General features: G+C 52.1%; 27 protein-coding genes. 3 read left to right on the top strand and 24 right to left on the bottom strand.

The features are described from left to right. Positions 1–2: 2 nt before the first annotated feature. The 9 genes from ACX93W_RS01740 to ACX93W_RS01700 all read right to left on the bottom strand — a co-directional run bounded on the left by ACX93W_RS01740 (position 3) and on the right by ACX93W_RS01700 (position 8,573). Positions 3–1,103 (bottom strand): DNA polymerase, encoded by a 1,101-nt coding sequence (locus ACX93W_RS01740; protein ID WP_459390599.1) that lies wholly within the window; start codon positions 1,101–1,103, stop codon positions 3–5. Beyond that, positions 1,096–1,431: an HNH endonuclease gene (locus ACX93W_RS01735; RefSeq protein WP_459390598.1), complete on the bottom strand. Its 336-nt coding sequence runs from the start codon at positions 1,429–1,431 to the stop codon at positions 1,096–1,098. Before ACX93W_RS01735 ends, ACX93W_RS01740 begins: the two co-directional genes overlap by 8 nt. Positions 1,432–1,635: 204 nt before the next feature. Then, positions 1,636–3,399, bottom strand: a complete 1,764-nt coding sequence (locus ACX93W_RS01730) for a DNA polymerase (RefSeq protein ID WP_459390597.1) — start codon at positions 3,397–3,399, stop codon at positions 1,636–1,638. Beyond that, positions 3,399–5,255: a hypothetical protein gene (locus ACX93W_RS01725; protein WP_459390596.1), complete on the bottom strand. Its 1,857-nt coding sequence runs from the start codon at positions 5,253–5,255 to the stop codon at positions 3,399–3,401. Before ACX93W_RS01725 ends, ACX93W_RS01730 begins: the two co-directional genes overlap by 1 nt. 40 nt (positions 5,256–5,295) lie before the next feature. Continuing rightward, positions 5,296–5,508, bottom strand: coding sequence for a hypothetical protein (locus ACX93W_RS01720; protein ID WP_459390595.1), 213 nt, complete (start codon positions 5,506–5,508; stop codon positions 5,296–5,298). Continuing rightward, complete coding sequence (locus ACX93W_RS01715; RefSeq protein WP_459390594.1) at positions 5,495–6,055, bottom strand: PDDEXK-like family protein; 561 nt, start codon at positions 6,053–6,055, stop codon at positions 5,495–5,497. Before ACX93W_RS01715 ends, ACX93W_RS01720 begins: the two co-directional genes overlap by 14 nt. Positions 6,056–6,070: 15 nt before the next feature. Continuing rightward, complete coding sequence (locus ACX93W_RS01710; protein WP_459390593.1) at positions 6,071–6,850, bottom strand: hypothetical protein; 780 nt, start codon at positions 6,848–6,850, stop codon at positions 6,071–6,073. Positions 6,851–7,001: 151 nt separating this feature from the next. Beyond that, positions 7,002–7,565 (bottom strand): hypothetical protein, encoded by a 564-nt coding sequence (locus tag ACX93W_RS01705; RefSeq protein WP_459390592.1) that lies wholly within the window; start codon positions 7,563–7,565, stop codon positions 7,002–7,004. Between the two features lie 414 nt (positions 7,566–7,979). Next, positions 7,980–8,573 carry a hypothetical protein gene (locus ACX93W_RS01700; protein ID WP_459390591.1) on the bottom strand — a complete coding sequence of 198 codons (594 nt, stop codon included), beginning with the start codon at positions 8,571–8,573 and terminating at the stop codon, positions 7,980–7,982. A gap of 93 nt (positions 8,574–8,666) precedes the next feature. Here ACX93W_RS01700 and ACX93W_RS01695 point away from each other — a divergent pair, with 93 nt between their 5' ends. Continuing rightward, complete coding sequence (locus ACX93W_RS01695) at positions 8,667–8,879, top strand: helix-turn-helix domain-containing protein (protein ID WP_459390590.1); 213 nt, start codon at positions 8,667–8,669, stop codon at positions 8,877–8,879. Positions 8,880–8,952: 73 nt separating this feature from the next. Here the strand turns inward: ACX93W_RS01695 and ACX93W_RS01690 are convergent, their stop codons facing one another. The 8 genes from ACX93W_RS01690 to ACX93W_RS01655 form a co-directional block, all read right to left on the bottom strand. Then, complete coding sequence (locus ACX93W_RS01690) at positions 8,953–9,954, bottom strand: toprim domain-containing protein (RefSeq protein WP_459390589.1); 1,002 nt, start codon at positions 9,952–9,954, stop codon at positions 8,953–8,955. Between the two features lie 17 nt (positions 9,955–9,971). Further along, the gene (locus ACX93W_RS01685; protein WP_459390588.1) at positions 9,972–10,328 is read right to left on the bottom strand and encodes a hypothetical protein; all 357 of its coding nucleotides are present in this window, start codon (positions 10,326–10,328) and stop codon (positions 9,972–9,974) included. 74 nt (positions 10,329–10,402) lie between these two features. After that, positions 10,403–11,770: a DnaB-like helicase C-terminal domain-containing protein gene (locus tag ACX93W_RS01680; protein WP_459390587.1), complete on the bottom strand. Its 1,368-nt coding sequence runs from the start codon at positions 11,768–11,770 to the stop codon at positions 10,403–10,405. 162 nt (positions 11,771–11,932) lie between these two features. Then, complete coding sequence (locus ACX93W_RS01675; protein WP_459390586.1) at positions 11,933–12,703, bottom strand: P-loop NTPase family protein; 771 nt, start codon at positions 12,701–12,703, stop codon at positions 11,933–11,935. Between the two features lie 100 nt (positions 12,704–12,803). Continuing rightward, positions 12,804–12,995 (bottom strand): hypothetical protein, encoded by a 192-nt coding sequence (locus tag ACX93W_RS01670; protein ID WP_459390585.1) that lies wholly within the window; start codon positions 12,993–12,995, stop codon positions 12,804–12,806. Positions 12,996–13,118: 123 nt separating this feature from the next. Then, a complete protein-coding gene (locus ACX93W_RS01665) occupies positions 13,119–13,319 on the bottom strand; it encodes a hypothetical protein (RefSeq protein ID WP_459390584.1) in 201 nt (66 codons plus the stop codon). A gap of 96 nt (positions 13,320–13,415) precedes the next feature. Next, positions 13,416–14,381 carry a SprT-like domain-containing protein gene (locus ACX93W_RS01660; RefSeq protein WP_459390583.1) on the bottom strand — a complete coding sequence of 322 codons (966 nt, stop codon included), beginning with the start codon at positions 14,379–14,381 and terminating at the stop codon, positions 13,416–13,418. 5 nt (positions 14,382–14,386) lie between these two features. Next, positions 14,387–14,656, bottom strand: a complete 270-nt coding sequence (locus tag ACX93W_RS01655; protein ID WP_459390582.1) for a hypothetical protein — start codon at positions 14,654–14,656, stop codon at positions 14,387–14,389. 403 nt (positions 14,657–15,059) lie between these two features. On the opposite strand from ACX93W_RS01655, the gene ACX93W_RS01650 reads away from it, so the two are divergent. Beyond that, positions 15,060–15,338 carry a helix-turn-helix domain-containing protein gene (locus tag ACX93W_RS01650; RefSeq protein ID WP_459390581.1) on the top strand — a complete coding sequence of 93 codons (279 nt, stop codon included), beginning with the start codon at positions 15,060–15,062 and terminating at the stop codon, positions 15,336–15,338. 56 nt (positions 15,339–15,394) lie between these two features. Here the strand turns inward: ACX93W_RS01650 and ACX93W_RS01645 are convergent, their stop codons facing one another. From ACX93W_RS01645 to ACX93W_RS01615, 7 genes are all read right to left on the bottom strand, one after another. Next, complete coding sequence (locus ACX93W_RS01645) at positions 15,395–16,129, bottom strand: BRO family protein (RefSeq protein WP_459390580.1); 735 nt, start codon at positions 16,127–16,129, stop codon at positions 15,395–15,397. A 332-nt stretch (positions 16,130–16,461) separates the two neighbouring features. Continuing rightward, the gene (locus ACX93W_RS01640) at positions 16,462–16,662 is read right to left on the bottom strand and encodes a hypothetical protein (protein ID WP_459390579.1); all 201 of its coding nucleotides are present in this window, start codon (positions 16,660–16,662) and stop codon (positions 16,462–16,464) included. A 6-nt stretch (positions 16,663–16,668) separates the two neighbouring features. Then, complete coding sequence (locus tag ACX93W_RS01635; RefSeq protein WP_459390578.1) at positions 16,669–17,076, bottom strand: hypothetical protein; 408 nt, start codon at positions 17,074–17,076, stop codon at positions 16,669–16,671. A gap of 491 nt (positions 17,077–17,567) precedes the next feature. Further along, the gene (locus ACX93W_RS01630; protein WP_459390577.1) at positions 17,568–17,810 is read right to left on the bottom strand and encodes a hypothetical protein; all 243 of its coding nucleotides are present in this window, start codon (positions 17,808–17,810) and stop codon (positions 17,568–17,570) included. Further along, the gene (locus ACX93W_RS01625) at positions 17,803–18,204 is read right to left on the bottom strand and encodes a hypothetical protein (RefSeq protein WP_459390576.1); all 402 of its coding nucleotides are present in this window, start codon (positions 18,202–18,204) and stop codon (positions 17,803–17,805) included. Before ACX93W_RS01625 ends, ACX93W_RS01630 begins: the two co-directional genes overlap by 8 nt. After that, the gene (locus ACX93W_RS01620; protein ID WP_459390575.1) at positions 18,149–18,472 is read right to left on the bottom strand and encodes a hypothetical protein; all 324 of its coding nucleotides are present in this window, start codon (positions 18,470–18,472) and stop codon (positions 18,149–18,151) included. The genes ACX93W_RS01625 and ACX93W_RS01620 overlap by 56 nt, the downstream gene beginning before the upstream one ends. After that, positions 18,465–18,833, bottom strand: a complete 369-nt coding sequence (locus ACX93W_RS01615) for a hypothetical protein (RefSeq protein ID WP_459390574.1) — start codon at positions 18,831–18,833, stop codon at positions 18,465–18,467. The genes ACX93W_RS01620 and ACX93W_RS01615 overlap by 8 nt, the downstream gene beginning before the upstream one ends. 758 nt (positions 18,834–19,591) lie before the next feature. Between ACX93W_RS01615 and ACX93W_RS01610 the strand changes: the two genes are divergently transcribed. After that, entirely contained in the window at positions 19,592–19,861 is a 270-nt protein-coding gene (locus tag ACX93W_RS01610; RefSeq protein ID WP_459390573.1) for a hypothetical protein, read from the top strand. Positions 19,862–19,987 lie beyond the last annotated feature (126 nt).

The raw sequence follows: 19,987 nt of genomic DNA, 5'->3' as shown, positions 1-19,987 counted from the left end.
TCCTACGCTGAATATTTATTTTCAAATTCTGGTTTAGGCCGACAATTCGCGAAATCCCATTCGTCAACACCGAACTCCTGCATCCAGCGCGGCTCAATTACGATGTCGGTAACGAGCGGAACAGATAAATCGGGCCCGCAAGTTCCCGTCATGATATCGTCAATCAGCGCAACCGCGTCTGGCGTCAAATCCGCGTTCGGGATCGAGTTTTTGATTTCGTCGTGGATTGACGCGTTAAACTCCCAACCGCGCTCCTTGCAGATTCGGGCGTTCCGGTTACCGTTCATCTTCAAAATGTCCGCGCCAGTCCCCTGAATAACGGCATTGAACGCTGCCCGATCCCAGTATCCGATAAGCCCCCGGTCGGCCGCCAAAACGTCAATTTCGTCCTGTGTGCGCTGAAGCTTATCCGCATCGCGGGGAGAGAGCGCCGACCGTTCCGCCTTTGTCCGCAGCGCCTTCCGTTCCGTATACAACCGGATAAGTCGCTGCTCATTCCGGGCAGCCATCGCTTCGACCGCCTTATAATTCGGGAATCGGCGCTTCCGGCCGTATAACGTTTCTACGTAACCGTTCGTCCGCATGAACTCGCGAATGTCCGTGACCATTTGCGTAAAGGACGGGAAGGCAGCGTCGAAGCTTTCGAAAAAGAAATGCGCAACCTCTGCGGTAACATTCATCTTTTTCGAGAAAGCTTCGGGAGTCTGTCCGTATGATTTCGCAAGAACGCCGGTCTTCATTACGGAGCGTGGTTTGAACGTACCTGTGGAATCATAAGCCTTATCTACGCAATACTTTTCCTCGAACCCGAAGGTTTGCATCGCCATCGTCGTGTACAAGTCTTTGCGGTCTATAAAAATTTGACGAAACGAGTTGTCTCCGTATTCGGTGTACATTATATGAGATTGGATGCGGGGCTCTATACTACCTAAGTCCGCGCCTACGAAAGTAAACCCTTTACGTGGGACAAACTGATTTCTAACTAGAACCCCGCCACCTTTAGATGGCATATTTTGTAAATTTGTCCCTTTGGATACTCTTCGTTCATCCGAGATTAACTTCCGTACGATAGTGTGGTAGTTGGAGTCAGAGATTTCAACCAACCCTTATCACCTCACGATCGTTGGAGTAAGGCATAAGCTCAGCCCTCAACTCGACCGCTTTAGCCTCTGCCTCTTCTTTTGTTTTAGAGTATTTCCTGTACCGTGTCCCACCTACGCATACGTCTACTTTCCACAAGTTCCGGTCGTGTCTCTTCGAGACCCCGCGTATCCCCGTCTTACTGTGTTTTAACGCCCCTTGGAGGTTTTGCATGTTATCGGCGTGACTGGTTACGCGTAGGTTATTCCTTGTGTTGTTTAATCCGTCGCCGTCTCTATGGTCGATCTCCTTCCCGTGGGGCTCTCCTAGCAGTAGTCGATGTAAATACACAGATTTCCGCTTGCCCCCGACCTCCTCTACGTGACCGCGTACATAAATGTTTCCGTACGCGAATACTAAGTTGTACGAACCGGAAGACCCTCTAACTAAGGGCAAGTCCTCCGTGTCGATCAGAAACTCGTATACGTCGCCATTCCGTCGCCTTACGATAATCGCCGTCGTGTCCCCGCGAATCTCGTAATCGTTCTTGATACGTCATCCCTCCGTTTCAAATTCGCGTAATATGTCGATCGGCCGGCCATTATACCCTGCGCTCGAATAACGTCCCGTCGCCGTCCCGCCCGCTTTGAACTCCGAATGTAGCCGACCGTCGCGCTCTACCGCGTTCGGTATCTTCGTAACGTACGTATTCAGCAACTTCTCGTAAGCAGCCACGGTCGCGAGCGGCTTCAACGCGTCTTCCTCTTCGTAATACGCCTCCAAGACGTCGGCCGCCGTCGATCGTGCCTTTCCTCGTTTAAACTGACCTGTCCGGTCACGTATTCCGAGGTGATCGTAAATGAGATACGCGAGGTGATTGCCGTTCGTGATCGTAAACTCCTCCGTAAAGAGTGGCGCATGTTCGTCGTCGGCCGGCAGAAGCTTTTCCGCTTCTAATTCGGTTAAACGAGCTTTTGCGTCAGCGTATCGTTTCAAATGCGTTTTACCCGCCGCTTCATCCGTCGCCAAGTCCGCCTTCAGCTTCGCAATACGATCCGCCCGTGTCGTAATACGTTTTTGCTGCGCCGTAATCCATGCGTCGATTTTGCCGCGGTTAATCGTCCGGTCCATCTTCCGCACAAACGCTGCGTCAATTCCGTACGATTCGAAAACGACCGCCCGCGCCTCCTCCAGCTTCGGCGTAAACTCGCGTTCGAGCTGCGCCAAGCCCTCCGTATCAATCTCGAATCCGCAGCGTGCCAAAAATACGTCCGTTTCCGGTAATTTCGAGTCGATCTTCGCGTAGCATTCGAGTAAACGACCTTTTCCAGATGCGGAAGGAGCGGCCGCCATCATAGCGTATTGCCACTCGAACAGCCGCCAGCCGTACTTAACGTCGTTTATCGCGTAAATGCCGACCAACTCCGTATTAAACGGGGCCGGGCTCCGGTTGCCGAACAAGTCCTCGAACGTAAATATCGGGCCGGGAATACCGAACAGTACGCCATACTTCGCGACCAGCGCCTTCAGGCCGTACGACTCCTCGTGTTCATTCAGCGTATTCATCGCGTCGAGCGTATCCCAAACGCAGCCGCCGATCATATAGCCGTCTTTCTCCGCGACGTGCAGATCGTAACGCGCCGATCCCATATGAAACGTCTTACCATGTTCCGGTCGGCGAAGGTACGGGCTGATCGCGTCAATAACGGCCGAACGGGTCAGTTGCGAATCGCTCGCTTTGAACGCCGACTCTTCCGTCAGGAACTCGAATCCTTCCGTTCCTCTCATATCGACGTGGCCGTACGGCAGGTAATAGCCTTCGTCGAGCAGCGGTAGCCATATCGAAAATCCGATGGATAAATCGATATACGTATCAACGCCGGTACCCTCGAAATCGCCCGCCGTCATGCTTCGTACTCCGAGAATATCGAATTTGCCCGGCCATTCCGCCATTTGCCTCCGGCACTCTTCGCGCAACCGCTCCACAAACGCGGGAAGCTCGGAATTGTCCGTTAAAATCCGGTAGTTGGTCGGTTTGGAGGAGAGAACGGAACGCATCCGCTCTCCCCTCTCCGACTCGGCCGCCGCGGCAATTAACCGGAAACCGACCGCCGTTACGTCACTCTTCGTCCATTTCTTACCGTCCGATCGAACGTTGCCTATTCGTCCGTCGGCGTAAGCTTTGCGGGCAGCCTCGAAAGCTTTCCGCTCCTTGTCCGTGAGTGACATTGCGGCGATACGTTTAAATGCGTCCTCGGCCGTTTCAGATTGCGCAGCAATCTTTCGCTTAATCGCGTCCTTCAACGCCGGCGACGCCATTAGGCCACCGCTTTATCGAAACGTTGCTCGACAGGAGTGACAAGCTTGGCGGACGTTGTGTGGTCCCTTACAGAACCGTCCGCCGCTTTAACTGCAATGCGCTTACCGCCGATCCAATGGTCCGGTTGTTCTACGACTTCACCGATAGTCCCAACTGGGTGTCCGCCGGCCGTTCTGACTACTAGCACAATATCGCCCGCCTTGTACTCGTTGACCTTTCTGCCAATCGCGGCCCATTTCGCGGACTCGGCGGCCTGTACTGCCTCTTCTTCCGTTACCGTAGTCAGCTCTCCCGGAAGTCCGTCCCACCCGTTGCCAAACGACGGGAAATTTACGGTGACTCTGTCGGAGCTAACCGCGGTTACCTCGCCAACTTCGGAGTTTTTTACACCAGCGCGGCCATGACGTAACGCTACACTTTCCGGAACCGCGATTCGCACTTTGTCGCCGATTGCGAACGGTCGGGTCGGCTTCGGCTCGTCAACTTTACGCAAAGCGTCGGCGTTCGCATATCCGATACGCGTACCATCCGAAGATGTCAGCGTAAGGCCGCGATAACCTGACGGGCCATACGGAATCACCTTAACCGTCTGCCCCTTCGCCCGAATCACGCTGCTGTCCGCGTTCTCGTCCGTCGGATTCACGATTTCCGCCCAATCGCCGTCTTTAAAATCGCCGATTTTCGCGGCGTAACGGGCGGCGGCGACTTCTTCGGCGGTTGCCAGTCTAACCGAGCACCGATTCGTCCAGCCGGAGCGTTTGCCCGAAATATCGTCGAGCCCGTACTTAAGCAACGTGTCGCACTCGTCAATCTCCCGAATTACGGCAATCTTTCCGATTTTGTGTTCGAAGAAATCTTCGGTGAAAATTACAGAATCTCCGACTTCGAGGCTTTCAGTTTCCGTAACCTTAACGAGCTGGTCCGGCTTGGCGTAACCTCTCGACACTTCTCCGCCAGTGATACGGATATGGTCATCGCTATCCGGAGTACCATTGTCCACCGTGTAAACTGTTCCGTTCGCATAGCCGTTTAACGGATACTGACCGCCGCCCGAAATCAAGCGTACTTTATCGCCGGCCGTAAGGCGAGAGCCGAATTGGCTGCGGGGATCGACGGGCCGAGCCGGCTCAAGCGTAAGATAATCAGAATCACGGACATTTCCGAGCGCATCGCCGGTGTTAATTCCGACCGCCTTTCCGCCATTGTCGTATCTTTTTGCCACTTTTACGATAGCGCCGATTTTGTATCCGTGTGAATTCTTATTAGCAGTGATTACAACGAGATCGCCCACGTTAGCATTGCGCGAGATTTTGCGGTACTCACGTCCTTCATGAATAACCGTCTCGGAATCGGCCGGCGGTGCGGACTGTGCGTCAAACTCCGCCTTTGTGGCCGGTGTAACTTCGCGTTCCCTAAGGAAGTTACCGATATTACCATTCGGACGCTTGCCGCGATATGGCGAGCCGTCGCGGTCGTCCTGCACGATTTCGATTATCGTACCGACATCGTAATTATGTGACCCGGACTCCGTCACTTTCGCGTAATCGCCCACAGTCAGACGCTTTTTCTCCGGAACCTTCCGGTAAGTTGTAAACGTATCGCCGGACGTGTCGTAGCTGTCGCCTTCGTCATCCGTAATCTGCGCGTCGCCACACGAATCAATTTCCGTTACGACGTAAGCAACTCCGGCCGTAATGTCCGAAATCGGTGCTTCTTCGTAAACAATAACGTCGCCTGCCTCGATGTCTGCGCCGTTACCTTCGCCGACTCCGCCGACCTGTTCGTACGTAACCGCAGATTGTGCCGGAACTTCAAGCGTCTTACCGTTGATTACCACGTTGGAATATTTCGTCATATATTCGTCTCCTCGTCGGCCGCTGCGGACCTGGTTATTTTTATTCGATTTCCTTGCGGGCATTAATCGTACCTTTTGCGTCATATACTCGTTCAGATGCGTATTCGGCCGCGCACTTCGCATCCCATCCGTCGTGTACGAACCCTCCGTCGTCGTCAATCCGGCTTACCTCGTCGCCGTCGTAAATGGTCCCGCGACACCAGGCGCATTCCGTTACGACTACCGCTTCGGCCGGGTCTTTACGCAGCAGCAACGGCAGACTCCGTAATAAACGACGTCCGATCGAGCGCTATCGGTAACTCGACCCAACGCTGCGCCGCCGCGGCCTCGCTCGCCCAATACTCCGTAAGCAGCCGGTTCTCGAACATATACACGCGGGGAGTTTCGCCGTCGGCCGACCAGATGCCAACGAAATAGTCAGCGTCGGCTCGGTCGTAGGCCGTTCCGTTTCCTTTCTTCGCATACACAACGAGGTCAGACGTTCCGTCCGCTTTCTTACGGTCAAGACGTTGCCTAATCGTCTTAACCTGAATGCGTACGTGGTCGCCGGATACCGGGTCGGTCGCCAGTATATCGTAAGGCTCCTCGGTATCGGACGTATGAACCCGCCAGCCATTCGCTAACAAGGCCGCCCTTGCGATTAGTTCCGAATACTTGCCGGTAATTTCGGTAATGTGCGCCAAAAAATCCGCTCCCCTTTCGTCATTCTCACCTGCTGCCGTTGCTACCGGAGGGAAAGGCGGAATTTTACGCCCTCCTCCGGATACTTGCGTCGTCGGTCGTTCAATCGTCATCAACATTCGGTCGCCTCCGCCCTAAAACGGAAGCTTATCGTCGGTAATAACGATAGGCTCTGCGTCAGCCGGAGTAGAAGGCGTAGCCCCAACGGTCAGGCCAAGCCGTCCGATATCGAAGCCAGCAACGACTAGGTTTTTCGTTTGCTCCGCTTCGTCTGCCTCGAACAAGAATCCGTCAAAAGCCGCAAAGTCGAAAGGTTTCTCACCGAGCTTGGCGAAGTTGGCGCGTTCGACTTCCGTCAAGTCCTCGTCCATATCGAGAACAGGCGAAAGCGTTACGGCCGTGTCCGTAGACGAACCGGTTTTCGTCAACTCGAACGCAACCTTGTCGAGACGTTTCGCATACTTCGTAATAGCTGCGAACACGCCTTTCGCTTGTTTTGGCGTAAGGTCTACGAAGCCGTCTTCGCCTGTTTCGAGGTTTCCGAAGCCGACGAGGTAGCGCGCTTTCGACTTGAACAGGTACGCTTGCTTACGGATTTCCTCCGCGCCTTTTTCGTCGCCGGCATCTTTCGCGGCTTTTGCGTCAGCGTAGAGTAAATCGGCCGCGCGATCCCATACGGAAGGAGTCGCCGTGACGTAGCCTTTTGCGTTACGTTCCGCCGGGACTTTCGGAACAAAAGTGTGTACTTTGCCGAAAATACCGTGCGCGTAATACTCAGCGGAATCCTCGGACGATTTGATACGAACCTTCAACGTCGTACCGGAAGGGAACGGAACATGTAACGAGCTGCTTTCGTCCTTATCCGCTGTTGCCGCCTCTACTGCTGCCGTGCCGCGCTTAGTAAAATGACTCATTCGTTGCATCACGCTTCCTTTATAGTGGATTTTTTCGAGCGAAGACGTCCTGTCCTTGCGCCCGCTGAACGATACCAACAAAGCGAAACGCCTTAGCTGATATCGTTGAGCCGACGCAAGAGTATCGTTACTCCTGCGTTTGTGCGCTGAATTACGCAATGTATGCGCAGATTCCTTTTGCCAACGTTGATTTTTCGCGCTTGACCGCATATACCTCCGCCTCGATGCGGCTCACCTCTGCGGAAATCGCCGCCAACTCTTCGTCAATTTTACGTTTAACTGTCGCGAGGTTCGTCTGAAGCCGGCGAAGTTCGAGTCCCGCTTGCCTAACGTTTAGCTCGGCGCGTTCGATCGCCAGGCGGCGTAGTTCGCGTTGTTCTGCGCGCTGGGCCGCCTTGAGAGCGCGGGTCAACACCTTGCCGACGTTGCCACGAACGTCTTCCGGCGCGCTTTCCTGCTGATAAACGGTGATTACGGTATCTTCGTTTTGCGCCACGATGTACACGACTCGTTGATAAACGAACAGCCGGCGCGAAACTCCGTCTTCTCCGATTACGTCCGGATCGACGAGACTCGCCTTCCGCAGACGGTCCATGACCCACATTGGCGCGGCCGACCGTTCGACGCCGAAATGTTGCGTTACCCGGTCCAGCGCGTGCGGCGTAACGAAAATCTTACCGATAAAATGCGTACCTGCATTAGCGTCGAATTTCATGCGAGTCGGACCCCCTTAGCCCAGCGAACGGTGTTATAATCGGCTGCGTCTTCCGCCGGATCGGCCCCGCCATAATAACCGGACGCCGCACGCAAAATCTGCGATTTATTCGAAACCGGCCGGCGTGGCGACCGTATTACCTTTCGCGATACTTCGTTAAACATTCGTTATCACCTCGTAATTTTGTCGTTTATGTGAATATTACGTTGCATGACTAAATAGAACGTGTTATTCTCGTTGACACGTTTAAAAATCTACGTTATAGTAGAAACTGTAATTGTAAGGATTACCCAACGACATCAACCGCAAGTTAACGTTACCCTTTCGACCACCGACGCAATGCCTAAGCGCCGGTAATCGTTGGCAGGTATGTTAACGAATCCTCATTAGCGATTTGTTGCGGATGTGGTATAATTAAGCTGTAGAAGACGTCGTCAACGTTTTCTGACAGTTGGTCCTAAACCGCAGTATGAACTTCCGGTGAGATTCAGAATTACCTCCGTATCGTTTCGCCAAAAACGACGCGGTTTCTGAGTCATTTGTTTCTCCGTTAGTCCATGCGGTAAGGATCGCCAATTTACGTGGGTCGCCCTCCGCCAAGAGGGCGATTCTTTCCATTACGAGATAGTTGTCGTCGACGATCGCCAAATCGTCAATGACCTCGTACTTGCTAGTTTTCTCTTCTTCGCTCTTTACTTGTTCATCTAGTGAGTCTATTTGGTAGCCTCGTCGACGCTTTTTGAGGCGTTCCGTCGATCTCCACAGCGCTTGTCTAAATCTCCAATTCACTTGTGCGGAGAAGTTCCCGCGAGTTGGATCGAACCGTGCAATAGCATCTTTTATCCCGACTAAGCAGCTCTGCTCAAAATGCGTTTCGTTCGAAACCGAGTGCCATATGTATTCAGACATCCGGTAAATTTGAGGAAGGAAGTGTTCAAGGACTTCGTGGTATGATTCCTCGCACCCGTTTCGAGCGTTGATCGCCAGACTATTTAGTTCGTTTTCCAACAACATCACCTCTCAATATAGTAAGTACATAATAATGCTGATTTGGGACATGCCTTTAGAAATAATTTCATATAATTTACGGAGGTTTATCGGATGCGCATTTCGTCGCGCCGATGCCTCATTCCGGAACTACTCGCAAAACGCGGACTGTCTCAACGTCAGCTCGCAAATGCTGTTGGCATGGACGAACGCGTTATCTCTCGCTATGTTGCCGAAAACAGTATGATGTCGTTTCCTACCGCGGTCATGATTGCAGATGTCCTCAAATGCAACCCGCGCGATCTCTACGAGTGGTCAACGGATTGAGCGCTCGGCCCGACGAAAACTCTACTCTTGAGTAGAACCGTAACCCCATTGTACACGTTATAACGCGTCGCCATCAACCGATAATAAACGATAATAATCGACGATTTTCGACACGCCTCGTCCTGCCTACCGTAGGATTCCACCCGTTTAACGCCGCCTCGTTCACGTCTTTCCCGAAATTGCGGGGAACCGCTGCCAGCCGCACGTCAAGCTTTCCGCCCAGTTCCGCCACAATCGCGTTTCGCCAAGCTCGGCCCGGCCCGTCATTATCGCGGTATATCGTCAGCTCCTCGATCGGCGACCGGAGTAACAATTCCGCTTTCGCCCGCGTGAAGGCGGTGCCGCCCGTTGCTACGGCGAAGATTCCGCAGCTCATGAGACTTAACGCATCGATTTCCGCCTCCACTATCGCACATTTCCGCATTTTCCGGCTGTATACGATATCAATCCCGTATAGCATATCGCGGATTGGACGGCCACCTTTCGCGTACCAAAACAGCTTTGCGTCCGCCTTCCGGTACTTAACGTTTCCCAATGTACCGTTTGCGTTAAACCAGGGGAACGTAATCGCCTTCCGTTGCCTGTCGTACCCAATCCGCATGAGTTGCTGAATCGGCTCCGATATCCCACGGCCTGCCAGATAAGGCGACCGCCAAGCGTAACTGTCGAGTATATCGGCTTCGCTTACGTCGTTGCCTAGTCGACGTAACTTCGGCTTGTCCGCGGCGAGCCGGATCGGGTTCAGCGTAACCTCGGCGGTCGGGTCATCCGGACGGTCTCCGTACTTTGCTACCAGGTACTCGCCCGTTTCCTCATACGTTTCCTGCCGCAAGAAGGCGAGGAGTCGCGTAAATGATCCGGATTGCCATTCGGGGTCGACCGCGCCGTAATCGCGCCATCCTCCGTGCTCAAGCATAACGGCGAATGAGGGGCGATTTTCCAGCCGAAAAGGACTATTGGCGATTAACTTGTCCGACGACCAGGTTGCGGATTTAAACGGAATTTCTTCGAGTTCGGCGCGGACGTCGACGGGAAGCTCCGTTTCGGTGCCGTTTGGGCCGCGTATCGTAATCATACTTTCACCTCTATAACTTATGGATTGTGGCGTTCGATTAGGTCCCACCAATCTTCTTGCTTTATGCCAAGACGCTCCACTATTTCATTGACGTATTCTGTCCGCAACTGGTACTTAGTCACACCGAGTAGGTCACGAGAAGATTGTTCAATCAGCTTCAACTCGTATTCCAACTCACGCATAGCAGCGTCTAATACCTTTGAAATAAACTCTTGTTTACTTATTTCTATTCTATCCGTAAGTATATCAAGCCGTTTACTTTGTAGGTTAGTTAGTGAAATCGAAAACCTCACCTGTTTTTCAAGTATAGCTTGTGGCGAGGGGTCTTTACTCACTAAGTCTTTAATAACACTGCTTACTATTTCCTTTTTCATACGAACCACCTCTTGAACCAATATTTGATGCAAATTAATCATACATCGATCCGGTTCATTTGTAAATAGTGGAATTAAAAGTTCCCCACGAACTTAGCCGCTACGTCCGCCGCCACCGGTTCGCGTACAATCCCGATATTCGGCAGATACACGATCTCCGCCCGTGTGTCCTCACCGCCTGAGCGCCCCTTGCCGAGCTCGATAACGCCGCGGCCTTCGTGCGCCAACGTATCTAACCCGACCAATAACGCCGCATCTTCGAGGAGTTGCTTCGTTTTCTTAACGTCAGCACGCCGAGGGGAACGAAGTTCCCTGACCCCTTCGTCACTCTTTTCGCCAGCATCTTCGTCAGCCTGCGTAATCGCAATCGTTACGACGCCGAGGTTGCCCGTCATAATACGGAGCTTTTTGGACGTAGCAGCAGCATCGCCCCCGGCCGTTTTGGACGTATTCGTTTCGTAATCGAGGTAATAGAACGGGTCCACGATTACGACGTCCGCGCCAGTTTCGATAATATCCGAACGCAGGGCGGCCAAACTCCGGTCGATAAATCCGTCATCGTCCGTTGCCCGAACGATAAGCTTGCCCGGAATCATCTCGTTAATTTCCCGCAAGAATTTGACGAAAGATTCGTAATTTTCCGACGATAAATTCGCGCCCTGTAACGCCCGGTTATCGAAGCCGGCTCCGTAATCGATTCCGTCAACGGTTGCAGAGACTAAACTTAGTCTTGCCGAGATGGACGTATAAGCCCGCGCCATCCACTCGAATCCGCCCATTTCCAGCGCCCATACTAATACCGTTGCACCTTGGAACGCGAACTCTATCGCTTCCTCCATCGTCAAAACCGATTTGCCTCGGCCTGACCGCGCAAAGACAACGTACATATTGCTCGACCAGTATCCGCCGCCCACCGCCGCGTTAATCGTCGGGAACTTCGATTTCCATAGTCGCCGCGACTTGCCGGATGCCCGCGCCTCATATTCCGCTAGGAACACGTCCGCCGCTTCGTTTCCGGTTACGTCGATCCCCGTTTCGCGCCGTACCGTGGACTTGCGTTTAATTTCCGCTATCTCCGTTGTCAACCAGCGTTCGTACTCGTCGATAGTCGCGGACTTTCCGATTTCGGCAAACCTGGAGGCTACTTCGGGCCCGCCGAGAAATTCCGCCAGCTTCCGCTTCCCCCACGCTTCCTTCAGCTTGCGCGCCAGGTATTCGTAGGAATCCGTAACGCCCGGAATGTACGTGAAGTCCGGTACAGCTTCGACGAGGACTGCGTATGAAGGAGAACTACCCCCGTTTTCGGCCGAATATCGCTGTATGAACGAAAATGCTTCACGCTCCGGTTCCGTCTGAAAGTAGTCCGGGCCGATTTCGTAGCGGTCGAACACGGTCAACCTGTTATCGTCAATTGCCTTGGAAATCAATGCCTCTGCCGTCAATTATGCGTCACCTCCGTGGCTTGTGTAAACTATTTTTTATTTCACGCAACGCCCGTAATTCTTCGAATACAAGGATATAGGCCCGTTTTAACAACGCTAAACCAGTTTCTCGACGCGTATCTAACGTATTCACATTTTTTATCACGAAAGCTCTAAAACGGCTCACAATTTCTGTATTTTCCGTACTCCTCGCTTACTCTCGCCCTTAAACGTCAGCTCAATCGTCATATCGCGAATCCGATCCGCCAGCCTCCGGTCGAACAGCGTTGCCAGCTCCGACAAGGCGATATTGCTCGTATAAACCGTAGGCAAGCCCGCCGTTACGCGGCTGTTTATTACCGTATGAATGTCGGCCCGGAACGCCTCGGACGCATCCCTTACGCCGATATCGTCCAGTACAACGTAATTCGCCGATGTTGCCCGTCGTTGTACCGAATAATACCGTTCGGCGGCCGGTTCGGCGATCGATTCCGGAACGCGGGGCCGGTTGAAAGCGTTGTAATCCGTTTGCCATGCGTTGACGTCGACGAAATAGATCGGGCGCTGCTCCGGCTGAAGACCACGTTTAACGGACCCCACGTAGTGCGCGATAAGGTATTCGTTTAGTAGCGCGGCGGCTGTCGTTGTCTTGCCGGTCCCTGGTTCCGAAGAGTATAAGTATAACGACTTTACTCGGTCGGCGTCGCCAAATTGCCGGACGAAAGTGCCAACATAATCCGCGAGCGCCGCATACACCTCCGGCTGTCCGTCGCTGGCCGGGCTCGTCTGCAACGTGAGCAGACGGTAATCTTCCGGGATGTTAGCCGCGCCATTACGGCCGCCCCCGCCGCTGAGTCCGTGGATCGCGAGGAAGGACGGACATTGCCGATTACATTCGGCCGTTCCGGCTAATCCGCAAGGACCGCGGAGTATACAGTTAGCTGCGTGACTCAATCGCTCACCTCCAAAAATGACATGCCTGCCGCGTATATAGACTATTACTCATACTTAGACTATATGTGACTACTCGCACCAGTATTCCTACTAAATATTTTTACACGTTATATTTATACGTTATATCACGTGCCTGTACGTTCCGCATGGTGTATGCTCCTGGGCCGTAATTCTCGCGTGCCCACTCATAAGCCTGCGCTTCAGTCCGAGCGAATACGACTTCGACGAGCTGCGTTCCGTTAATGTAAACAGCAAACGTATTATGCGGCAGTTCCTTTCCGACTCGTATCATATCATGCGCCCCCTTTCGATGTCATTTTACGAATATTACTGTGCCACGCCGCCCGAAGCCGCTCGCTCCCGGCCGTTTCCGCCAGGTCCCGAAGTAGGTCCGCCGGCCTGCCCCGGTACTCCGTTAAATAGCGGTTGCCTTTCGGTTCCATTCGCGCACCCTCCTATTCAGTCCGTCTTGGTACGCCATCAGGCGCATGAACCGGTTGCTTTTCGGCTTCTTAATCGGCCGTCCGTAAATTTGAGCGAGCCGGACCGTGCTGTATTCGCTAACTTTGCGGATATAATAGTCGGACCGCTCGGTCGGCGTTTTTGTGTTACGCATAATACAAACCTCCTAGAACGTTTGTTCCCATTTTACAACGGTACAAGCATCTTGTACACGGAAAATTCTTCCTCCGTTGAATATGAATATTCAGCGTCAAATTTCTTCCATATCAACGTCGCACGGCTTGCACCGTATCAGCAGGCCGGGCTTACTCGCGCGAACCTTTGCGCCGCAGTCCGGACATTCGAGTTTGTACGAGTTTGACGCCTTTTTCGCTTTCTCCGGGACCTTCCGGAAAAGTCCGAACGCTTCCGGGCTGACACCTATCGTATCGATAAACGCCCGCGTTTGGTCCGTCAACTTGGCCGCCGACCAGCCGATTTTCTTATCCGGCTTATCGAAATCGTAGAAGAACATATTGTCACGCTCGCAGGCCGCCTTGAATCGGAGGTTATGGTACGTGCCGCCGCGACTTACGTCCTGAACGCCGATGTGTACGTTATGCAAATGGACCATTTCGTGCAGGAGTGTACGGAGAATATCGTAATGGTCGCGCGCCATGTGTTCGGCCGACAGGTTGATCTCATAGCGGTGTCCGTCCGGTTCGCTTCCGTCGCCCTCCGCCCCTGGCCGATGCCAAAACGGTACCAACGAACACCATCCGTACGCTTGGCGCTTACCGGCGGCCTGGATCGTTATCGCGGGCTCGGCGAGGACTCCGGCAAAGTACCGGTCATTGAAGGCGCGGAAACAACGGTGTAGTTCGTCGGTCGCCGTTTTGATATTCGGGAGCGGCGTAAGCGCTGGCGGCTTGGACTCGGCGAGTATGGCTTCGTACGATATAATTCCGCGAGTGCCGAAGTAAGCTGCGTGGCTGCAACGATCGCATCTCATTTCGGAAATCGTAGCCTCCTCGACCTGAACGAAGCCGCACGCGGTACATTCGTAATATTTGTAGTTCAGGTTGTCCGCGGCCTCTTGCGCGCCTTCCTTGTTGCCGACGAAACCGCTGATCCACTCGTCTCCCTTCGTGTCCCATACGGAGTATGTCCGAGGCCGGCTGCTATCTCCGTAATAACTGTAGGGACGGACGATGTAACGTTCTTTTTGTTTCTGCATTTACGTCAGCTCCTTTCCTTTGCGGTGTCTAGCATTTCTTCTGCGAGTGCAATCATTCGGTCAAGCTGCTTATCCGCCTCAGTTGTGGTAAAACACGGCAGACGAACCGTTACGTCTTCACGCTTCAATGACCCATTTTCGCGATAAAACTCCGCGATATACGGCTCCGCTACGGCACACTGGACGTAAAGTTTATCGCTAACCTGCGTCATTCCCGTCACATCGGACAAATCCGAAAATCCGATACGTTTATGTTCGCAATTGAAACAGTTCATTCGGCGTCAACTCCTTCGTTGTTATTTCGATTCCATGACGAAAGCCCCGATGGAGCCAGCGCCAGTCATAGAACGCGAAGGGTTGCGTTCTATATTCGTTAATTCTACGTTGAGGAAACGTCAGAATAACGACAACTATGCGGAGGTCAATCGAGGTTAAAGCGAGGTGCGAACGTTTTGGCCGATAAGACGGGGATGTCTACGGGATCGGCGGGCGGTCGCGTATGTAAATCGAGGTGAGGCGAGTTGAGGTGGAGGTATTTTACTACGTGATTATTGGATACGTTATATGATATAATGTTACTTATAACGCGACTTCTAAGTACATGTATTAGGACTTCATGTCTTTATAATACGCGTACTTCAAATACGTGTCAACACTTAATTTGAGGTGATATTATTTATGGCAACCATGGGCGAGCGAATTAAAACACTTCGAGAAAGAGAAGGGCTTACACAACGAGAACTATCTGAAGCCTTGGGTTATAAAACTACCCGCTCACTACAGCGACTTGAAGCGGACGAAGCAACGCTTACTAACGATCAAATAATTGTATTGTGCCTTTTCTTTGATGTATCCGCAGATTATTTTCTAGGGTTATCCGATGATGGGTCCAAACGAAACTACAATATCCTCCGTGATTTCCCCTCTCGTATTGTTAATATCGAATCCATGCGCTGACCTCTCCGGGCCCGCCACCGCTAATTGGGCGAGCCCCAAACGAAGTGGAAGAAGCGTTAACTGGCAACTACCTCGGATTCTCTCCACAACTCGACGATAAAGTCGATCCCCTCCGGTGTTACCTTAACCGTTCGCCTCATAATTTTCCCGCCTCTCCAATACGGGACGATGCGGAAGTATTTCGTATACTTATCCGTCGGCGGGTAGCATCCGTCAACTTTACGCTTATACAATACGCCAGCGGACTGCAACCACGCTTTAACTCGCTGTGACGATATACCGCCGAGAAAGTGTTTACCAACAGTCGTAAACGTCGATAACCCGTCCGAATCAAGAAACTCGTCGTACTTCGCGGCCTTCGGTTCCAATATCGCAATTTTCTGCGTTTGCGTCCGGACGACTTCGAGCGTGGTACGGAATAAGAGACGGGTAGACTCGTCCGCGTGCGGAAGGTACGTATTGACGAATAGATCGTCGTTATTGACGTAGCCGCCCGTTTTGCGGATCGTCGGCAGGACTTCGGACGTAATCCATTTTCGAAACTGCTTCGCTTCAGGTTTACGACTGCGTAATATAGCCGAGTAAAGCCCTGACTCGCTGATTGTGGAACTGTTCATATTCATACCTGCCAGTTTGACAGACATGACTTCGTCATCATCTAAGTACCTCGTCATTGCCGCTGTCTCACTAAACCCCAATACGTCCGCTACATCCTTCGCAACAAACCACGGCTCACCCTCGATCATTACCGTTCTTACTTCGCTCTCTCCGTACTTGAACAATTGATTCATTCGTCATCACTCCTTGTTTATATTGATGTTGCCAATTCCGAACGCCCATTCTCTACCATTTGAACTGTTAATATAGTAAAATATTACTAATCCGAGTAGGTTGTATGGTCTGCGTTAGCGACTGTGGACGGGCTTGCCCACGGCAACTCTTGCCCATCCGAAAGGAGGAGGCGCCCATGAAAATAACGGTTACTATAACGTTAGACACATGCGTAGTGCGATTGGCGGTCACACTACTAAAGTACCTCTTCTTGTAAGAGGCGCTTGACGCTGTTAGCCGCGCGCGGAGGGTCCGACGGCAACCGTTTCCTCCGCGCAGTTATCTTTTTCTACTACGTGATAACAACCGGCCGGGCCTGTCTCAACCGGAATCTAACCGGCCGTTTCCGCTCCAGCTCCGCCGCCCATTCGGACAATTTCGTCAGCTTCCAGGCCGCGTAATCCTCGTCGGGCTCCGTCTCCGTCACGTAATGACTGTATACAGCGATAACCGCCCGGCATCGTTTATAGTCCGTTATTCGTAAATTGCTCACGCTCCTTCACCATACGTTCTTTAGTTCCGCAGCATCAACGGTCGGGCCCGCTGCCTTCTCCGCCGCCCGCCGCTCCAACTCTGCCTTTTCGCGCAGCAATCGCGGAATAATTGTGTTAATCCGATAGGCGCACGCGAACCCTGCGGTCAAAATCGGATAATCTCGCGAGGGCTTGTACGTACGGAATGCCTCCTCGAATGCCGCGCGTAGAATTTCTGGCCCGTACTCGTCGAGCTGGCGTTTGATTACGCCTTGTTCAAAGGAGTAGTTACGCATAGGGACATAGCCCGCTCCGAATTTTTCCCGGTTCATGTCGGAAAAGTAGCTTTGGAAAGTTAGAACGTTCCAGTCTTCAGTAAGAAGCTCTCGCCAATTCATACGTTTCTCCTTAGGCATTCTTTTTTTGACTGGCATGGTTTGTCTCCTTTCTTCTGCGTCTTCTTCTGTTATTGGGCTGCACTTTCGGGGTAGCCCAAATGCAGTTATCAGACGAATAGTTACCTTCGTTATCAACTCTCTCGATGGTTGTCTTGTTCTCTCCGTATATCAGTGAATGTGCGACGTAGGACTCCCACATGTCACACTTAAAGTTGTCAAAGGACAGCCACGCTTTACTGACAGTAATACCACGTCCGCCGTAATTTTCGTAAGCATGGGCATTGGGGTTGGTGCACCTCTTCAACACACCTGCCCAAATTCGATAAAACCGCGTACCGTGCATTCCGTGTTTAGTCGTCAACTCTGATCGAAGACACCCGCAAGAGTTTGATAATTTACTTTTTAGAACATCCCCTCTTATTATTGAATAAGTTCCGCAATCGCATAGACATAACCACGCCGCTCGTCTATTCTTCGAGCCCTGTCGTTCAACTACGTACAATCTTCCGAACCTTTTACCCTTCAAGTCACTGACGGGCATCGCCATCCGATTGCGCCTCCTCCGCCTTTAATTCCGAAACTCTATCGTCAATCTTCTTCCGCAGCTCCGCCGGCATATTGTCCGTTGTGCCGAAGGATTCCCGCCACATGCCTACAAAGTACCGCAGCGTAAACGGGCCAGCAACCGAAAGCCTACGCTCGATCCAGGCGGTTAACGAAGCGATTTCGCGGGCATCATCTTCGTACATACGGGATATAACGTTATCCATCGGCTAACGCCTCCTTCCGTAGAAAAGCCGCAATTGATTCGGCCATATCGTTTTTCCCTTCCGCATAACCCGACGGCCAGCCTTCGCCATAAGTTCGATCCAAGTACGTTTCTACCTCGACCCGCTCTGCATCCGCGAGAATATATCGTATAACTTTGCGTAAACGTTCGATTTCGTTCAATGCCGCCGGCCAGCCGGTACGAGCCTCCGCGATGAAACGAGCGTCATTAATCCGCGCATCCCATACTACAGGAGTTAATACTCCGTTGATAGAATCGTAAACATGTCCTCTGTCTAATCCCGCGTCATGTAACCCCCACGGCCCTGCTGTTGCCGCGTCACATATCGCTTGATCCGCCGACCAATCGCGGACCTTGCTCGTCTTCTCCGTCATCCACCTTCGCCGCCTTTCCGTAAGCTATTTTCGCCATATTCGCTGCATGCCCGAAAGCTACCGACTTACCGCGGAAATATGACGCCAAGAATCGGCCTTCCGTTCCGGCTACTTCGCACTTTGCCGACTCGCCGGACAGATACGATATTAATTCGGACAGGTTCGTACGCAGCCGGCTTATTTCCGCATCCTTATCCGCAAGGCAATCCTTGTAGTAATCTGCCGTATCGTCAAGGACCGGTTTAATTGCGGCCGTCAGCTTAGACACGGACGGATACCTTTCCGGCAATGGCTTCCGTTAGGCGTGTTAGCTCCGTTTCAATTGCGGAAATGTACTCGCTAATGCTACCGTATTTTCCGGAATCACCGGCGGATCGGAACGCTACGTACGAGAGCATGGCCGTAACGCCTACGCTGTTGACCGGATAATAGCGGCCGATTGCGCGCCAGGCTTCGTACGGTGCCGGAACTGGACCGCCTTCTTCGGGTTTGTACGTCGGCGCTTTCGTTGGGTCAACGAGAACACGTTTGTAGACGGAGTATTCGCGGTCGTTTACGGTAAAGCCGTAGGTATCGTTGATTACGGTGATTTCCGGCTCAGACGGGCTCTTCTTCGGTTGATACGTCATAACTACGTCACTCCTATAATCGTAATGTAAAATAGTGCAAACGTTTCGGGCCGGAATTGGTTACGTTAGAAATTAACGCTTGACATTACGCGGCTGATCCGTTATTTTAAAAAGCTTTTAAGAACTAAAGATTTTAAAAGATTTAAAGAATTTAAGTCTTATACTCACTACGTTCGTATAAGACTCCGTCATCAGACAATAAAACCTGTCTGAATCCGGGATTATCAGCACATATAGAATGCGTTGGTCTTAAAAAAGAAAAAGATAAACATTTTACGCACACGCCCCGCCGGCCCTGCCCGAATCGCCGCCATATCCTCGCCCTCCCTCCGCATGATTTAAGCCGTAAATTTCCCGTCTAATTTCCGCCCTAACCGCCGGATAGGGTTACGGTAGCGGACCGGTAGTTTTAACGGGTAATTTCACGTAAATTTCAGGGGACAAATTTCGTCCCACAATATTTTGCGTGAAATGAACGTCTGAAACTCCGGAGTATACAAATAGTGCAAATTCGAGTGCGGGCGTCGGGATTATCGTTTCTCCTCCTATGTTAGTAAGTACATGGTAACGTGATATTGGGACATGCTCCGTAAAATTTCCGGCGGAATACGGTTTAACTGTCGCTGACGGTGCGCTAACCCTATCGGCTGGCTGCGACGTGTTACAGCGGAAAATAGAAGCGTTAAAATAGGCGATATGGTAGAATAGGGATACGTAGGAAATGTTGAACTAAACTTACAACGAGGAGGTGACGCAGAATGAAGGCGTGGATGATCATTTTATACATGGCAGCGGTCGGATTTGCCGTTGCGGGAGTATACGTAATGTTCTACTATGACCCGGAGGACTTATCCACGAAGATAGTCGGAGGGGACGCGTATAATTACATAATCATCGGAGTGCGTGGCGTTGGTTTAATTTGTGTTGGGGTAATCTCAGCGCTAATCGCTACGGGAATTGCGATTTATGACTCGAAGAATGACGCCCAGTCTACGTCGGTTAATCCGAACATGGAAAGCCCCGTATAAACACGAATAAGCCCCGTACAGGACCAGCGGAAAGTCGCCGGAACTGTTACGGGGCTTATTACGTCAGAAGCCCGTACACAGCCGTTTAAGAGGCTCCGTACAGGCTTCCGTTGTTTATGGGCGTGG

This window comes from Paenibacillus sp. CAU 1782, assembly GCF_054551715.1.
This window is presented reverse-complemented; position numbering and strand designations above follow the sequence as displayed.

Bases quoted from the DNA above. Each gene is read 5' to 3' on its own strand.
- ACX93W_RS01730 (WP_459390597.1), bottom strand. From the start codon at position 3,399: ATGGCGTCGCCGGCGTTGAAGGACGCGATTAAGCGAAAGATTGCTGCG.
- ACX93W_RS01725 (WP_459390596.1), bottom strand. From the start codon at position 5,255: ATGACGAAATATTCCAACGTGGTAATCAACGGTAAGACGCTTGAAGTT.
- ACX93W_RS01715 (WP_459390594.1), bottom strand. From the start codon at position 6,055: ATGTTGATGACGATTGAACGACCGACGACGCAAGTATCCGGAGGAGGG.
- ACX93W_RS01710 (WP_459390593.1), bottom strand. From the start codon at position 6,850: ATGAGTCATTTTACTAAGCGCGGCACGGCAGCAGTAGAGGCGGCAACA.
- ACX93W_RS01705 (WP_459390592.1), bottom strand. From the start codon at position 7,565: ATGAAATTCGACGCTAATGCAGGTACGCATTTTATCGGTAAGATTTTC.
- ACX93W_RS01695 (WP_459390590.1), top strand. From the start codon at position 8,667: ATGCGCATTTCGTCGCGCCGATGCCTCATTCCGGAACTACTCGCAAAA.
- ACX93W_RS01690 (WP_459390589.1), bottom strand. From the start codon at position 9,954: ATGATTACGATACGCGGCCCAAACGGCACCGAAACGGAGCTTCCCGTC.
- ACX93W_RS01685 (WP_459390588.1), bottom strand. From the start codon at position 10,328: ATGAAAAAGGAAATAGTAAGCAGTGTTATTAAAGACTTAGTGAGTAAA.
- ACX93W_RS01670 (WP_459390585.1), bottom strand. From the start codon at position 12,995: ATGATACGAGTCGGAAAGGAACTGCCGCATAATACGTTTGCTGTTTAC.
- ACX93W_RS01665 (WP_459390584.1), bottom strand. From the start codon at position 13,319: ATGCGTAACACAAAAACGCCGACCGAGCGGTCCGACTATTATATCCGC.
- ACX93W_RS01660 (WP_459390583.1), bottom strand. From the start codon at position 14,381: ATGCAGAAACAAAAAGAACGTTACATCGTCCGTCCCTACAGTTATTAC.
- ACX93W_RS01655 (WP_459390582.1), bottom strand. From the start codon at position 14,656: ATGAACTGTTTCAATTGCGAACATAAACGTATCGGATTTTCGGATTTG.
- ACX93W_RS01650 (WP_459390581.1), top strand. From the start codon at position 15,060: ATGGCAACCATGGGCGAGCGAATTAAAACACTTCGAGAAAGAGAAGGG.
- ACX93W_RS01645 (WP_459390580.1), bottom strand. From the start codon at position 16,129: ATGAATCAATTGTTCAAGTACGGAGAGAGCGAAGTAAGAACGGTAATG.
- ACX93W_RS01635 (WP_459390578.1), bottom strand. From the start codon at position 17,076: ATGCCAGTCAAAAAAAGAATGCCTAAGGAGAAACGTATGAATTGGCGA.
- ACX93W_RS01630 (WP_459390577.1), bottom strand. From the start codon at position 17,810: ATGGATAACGTTATATCCCGTATGTACGAAGATGATGCCCGCGAAATC.
- ACX93W_RS01625 (WP_459390576.1), bottom strand. From the start codon at position 18,204: ATGACGGAGAAGACGAGCAAGGTCCGCGATTGGTCGGCGGATCAAGCG.
- ACX93W_RS01615 (WP_459390574.1), bottom strand. From the start codon at position 18,833: ATGACGTATCAACCGAAGAAGAGCCCGTCTGAGCCGGAAATCACCGTA.
- ACX93W_RS01610 (WP_459390573.1), top strand. From the start codon at position 19,592: ATGAAGGCGTGGATGATCATTTTATACATGGCAGCGGTCGGATTTGCC.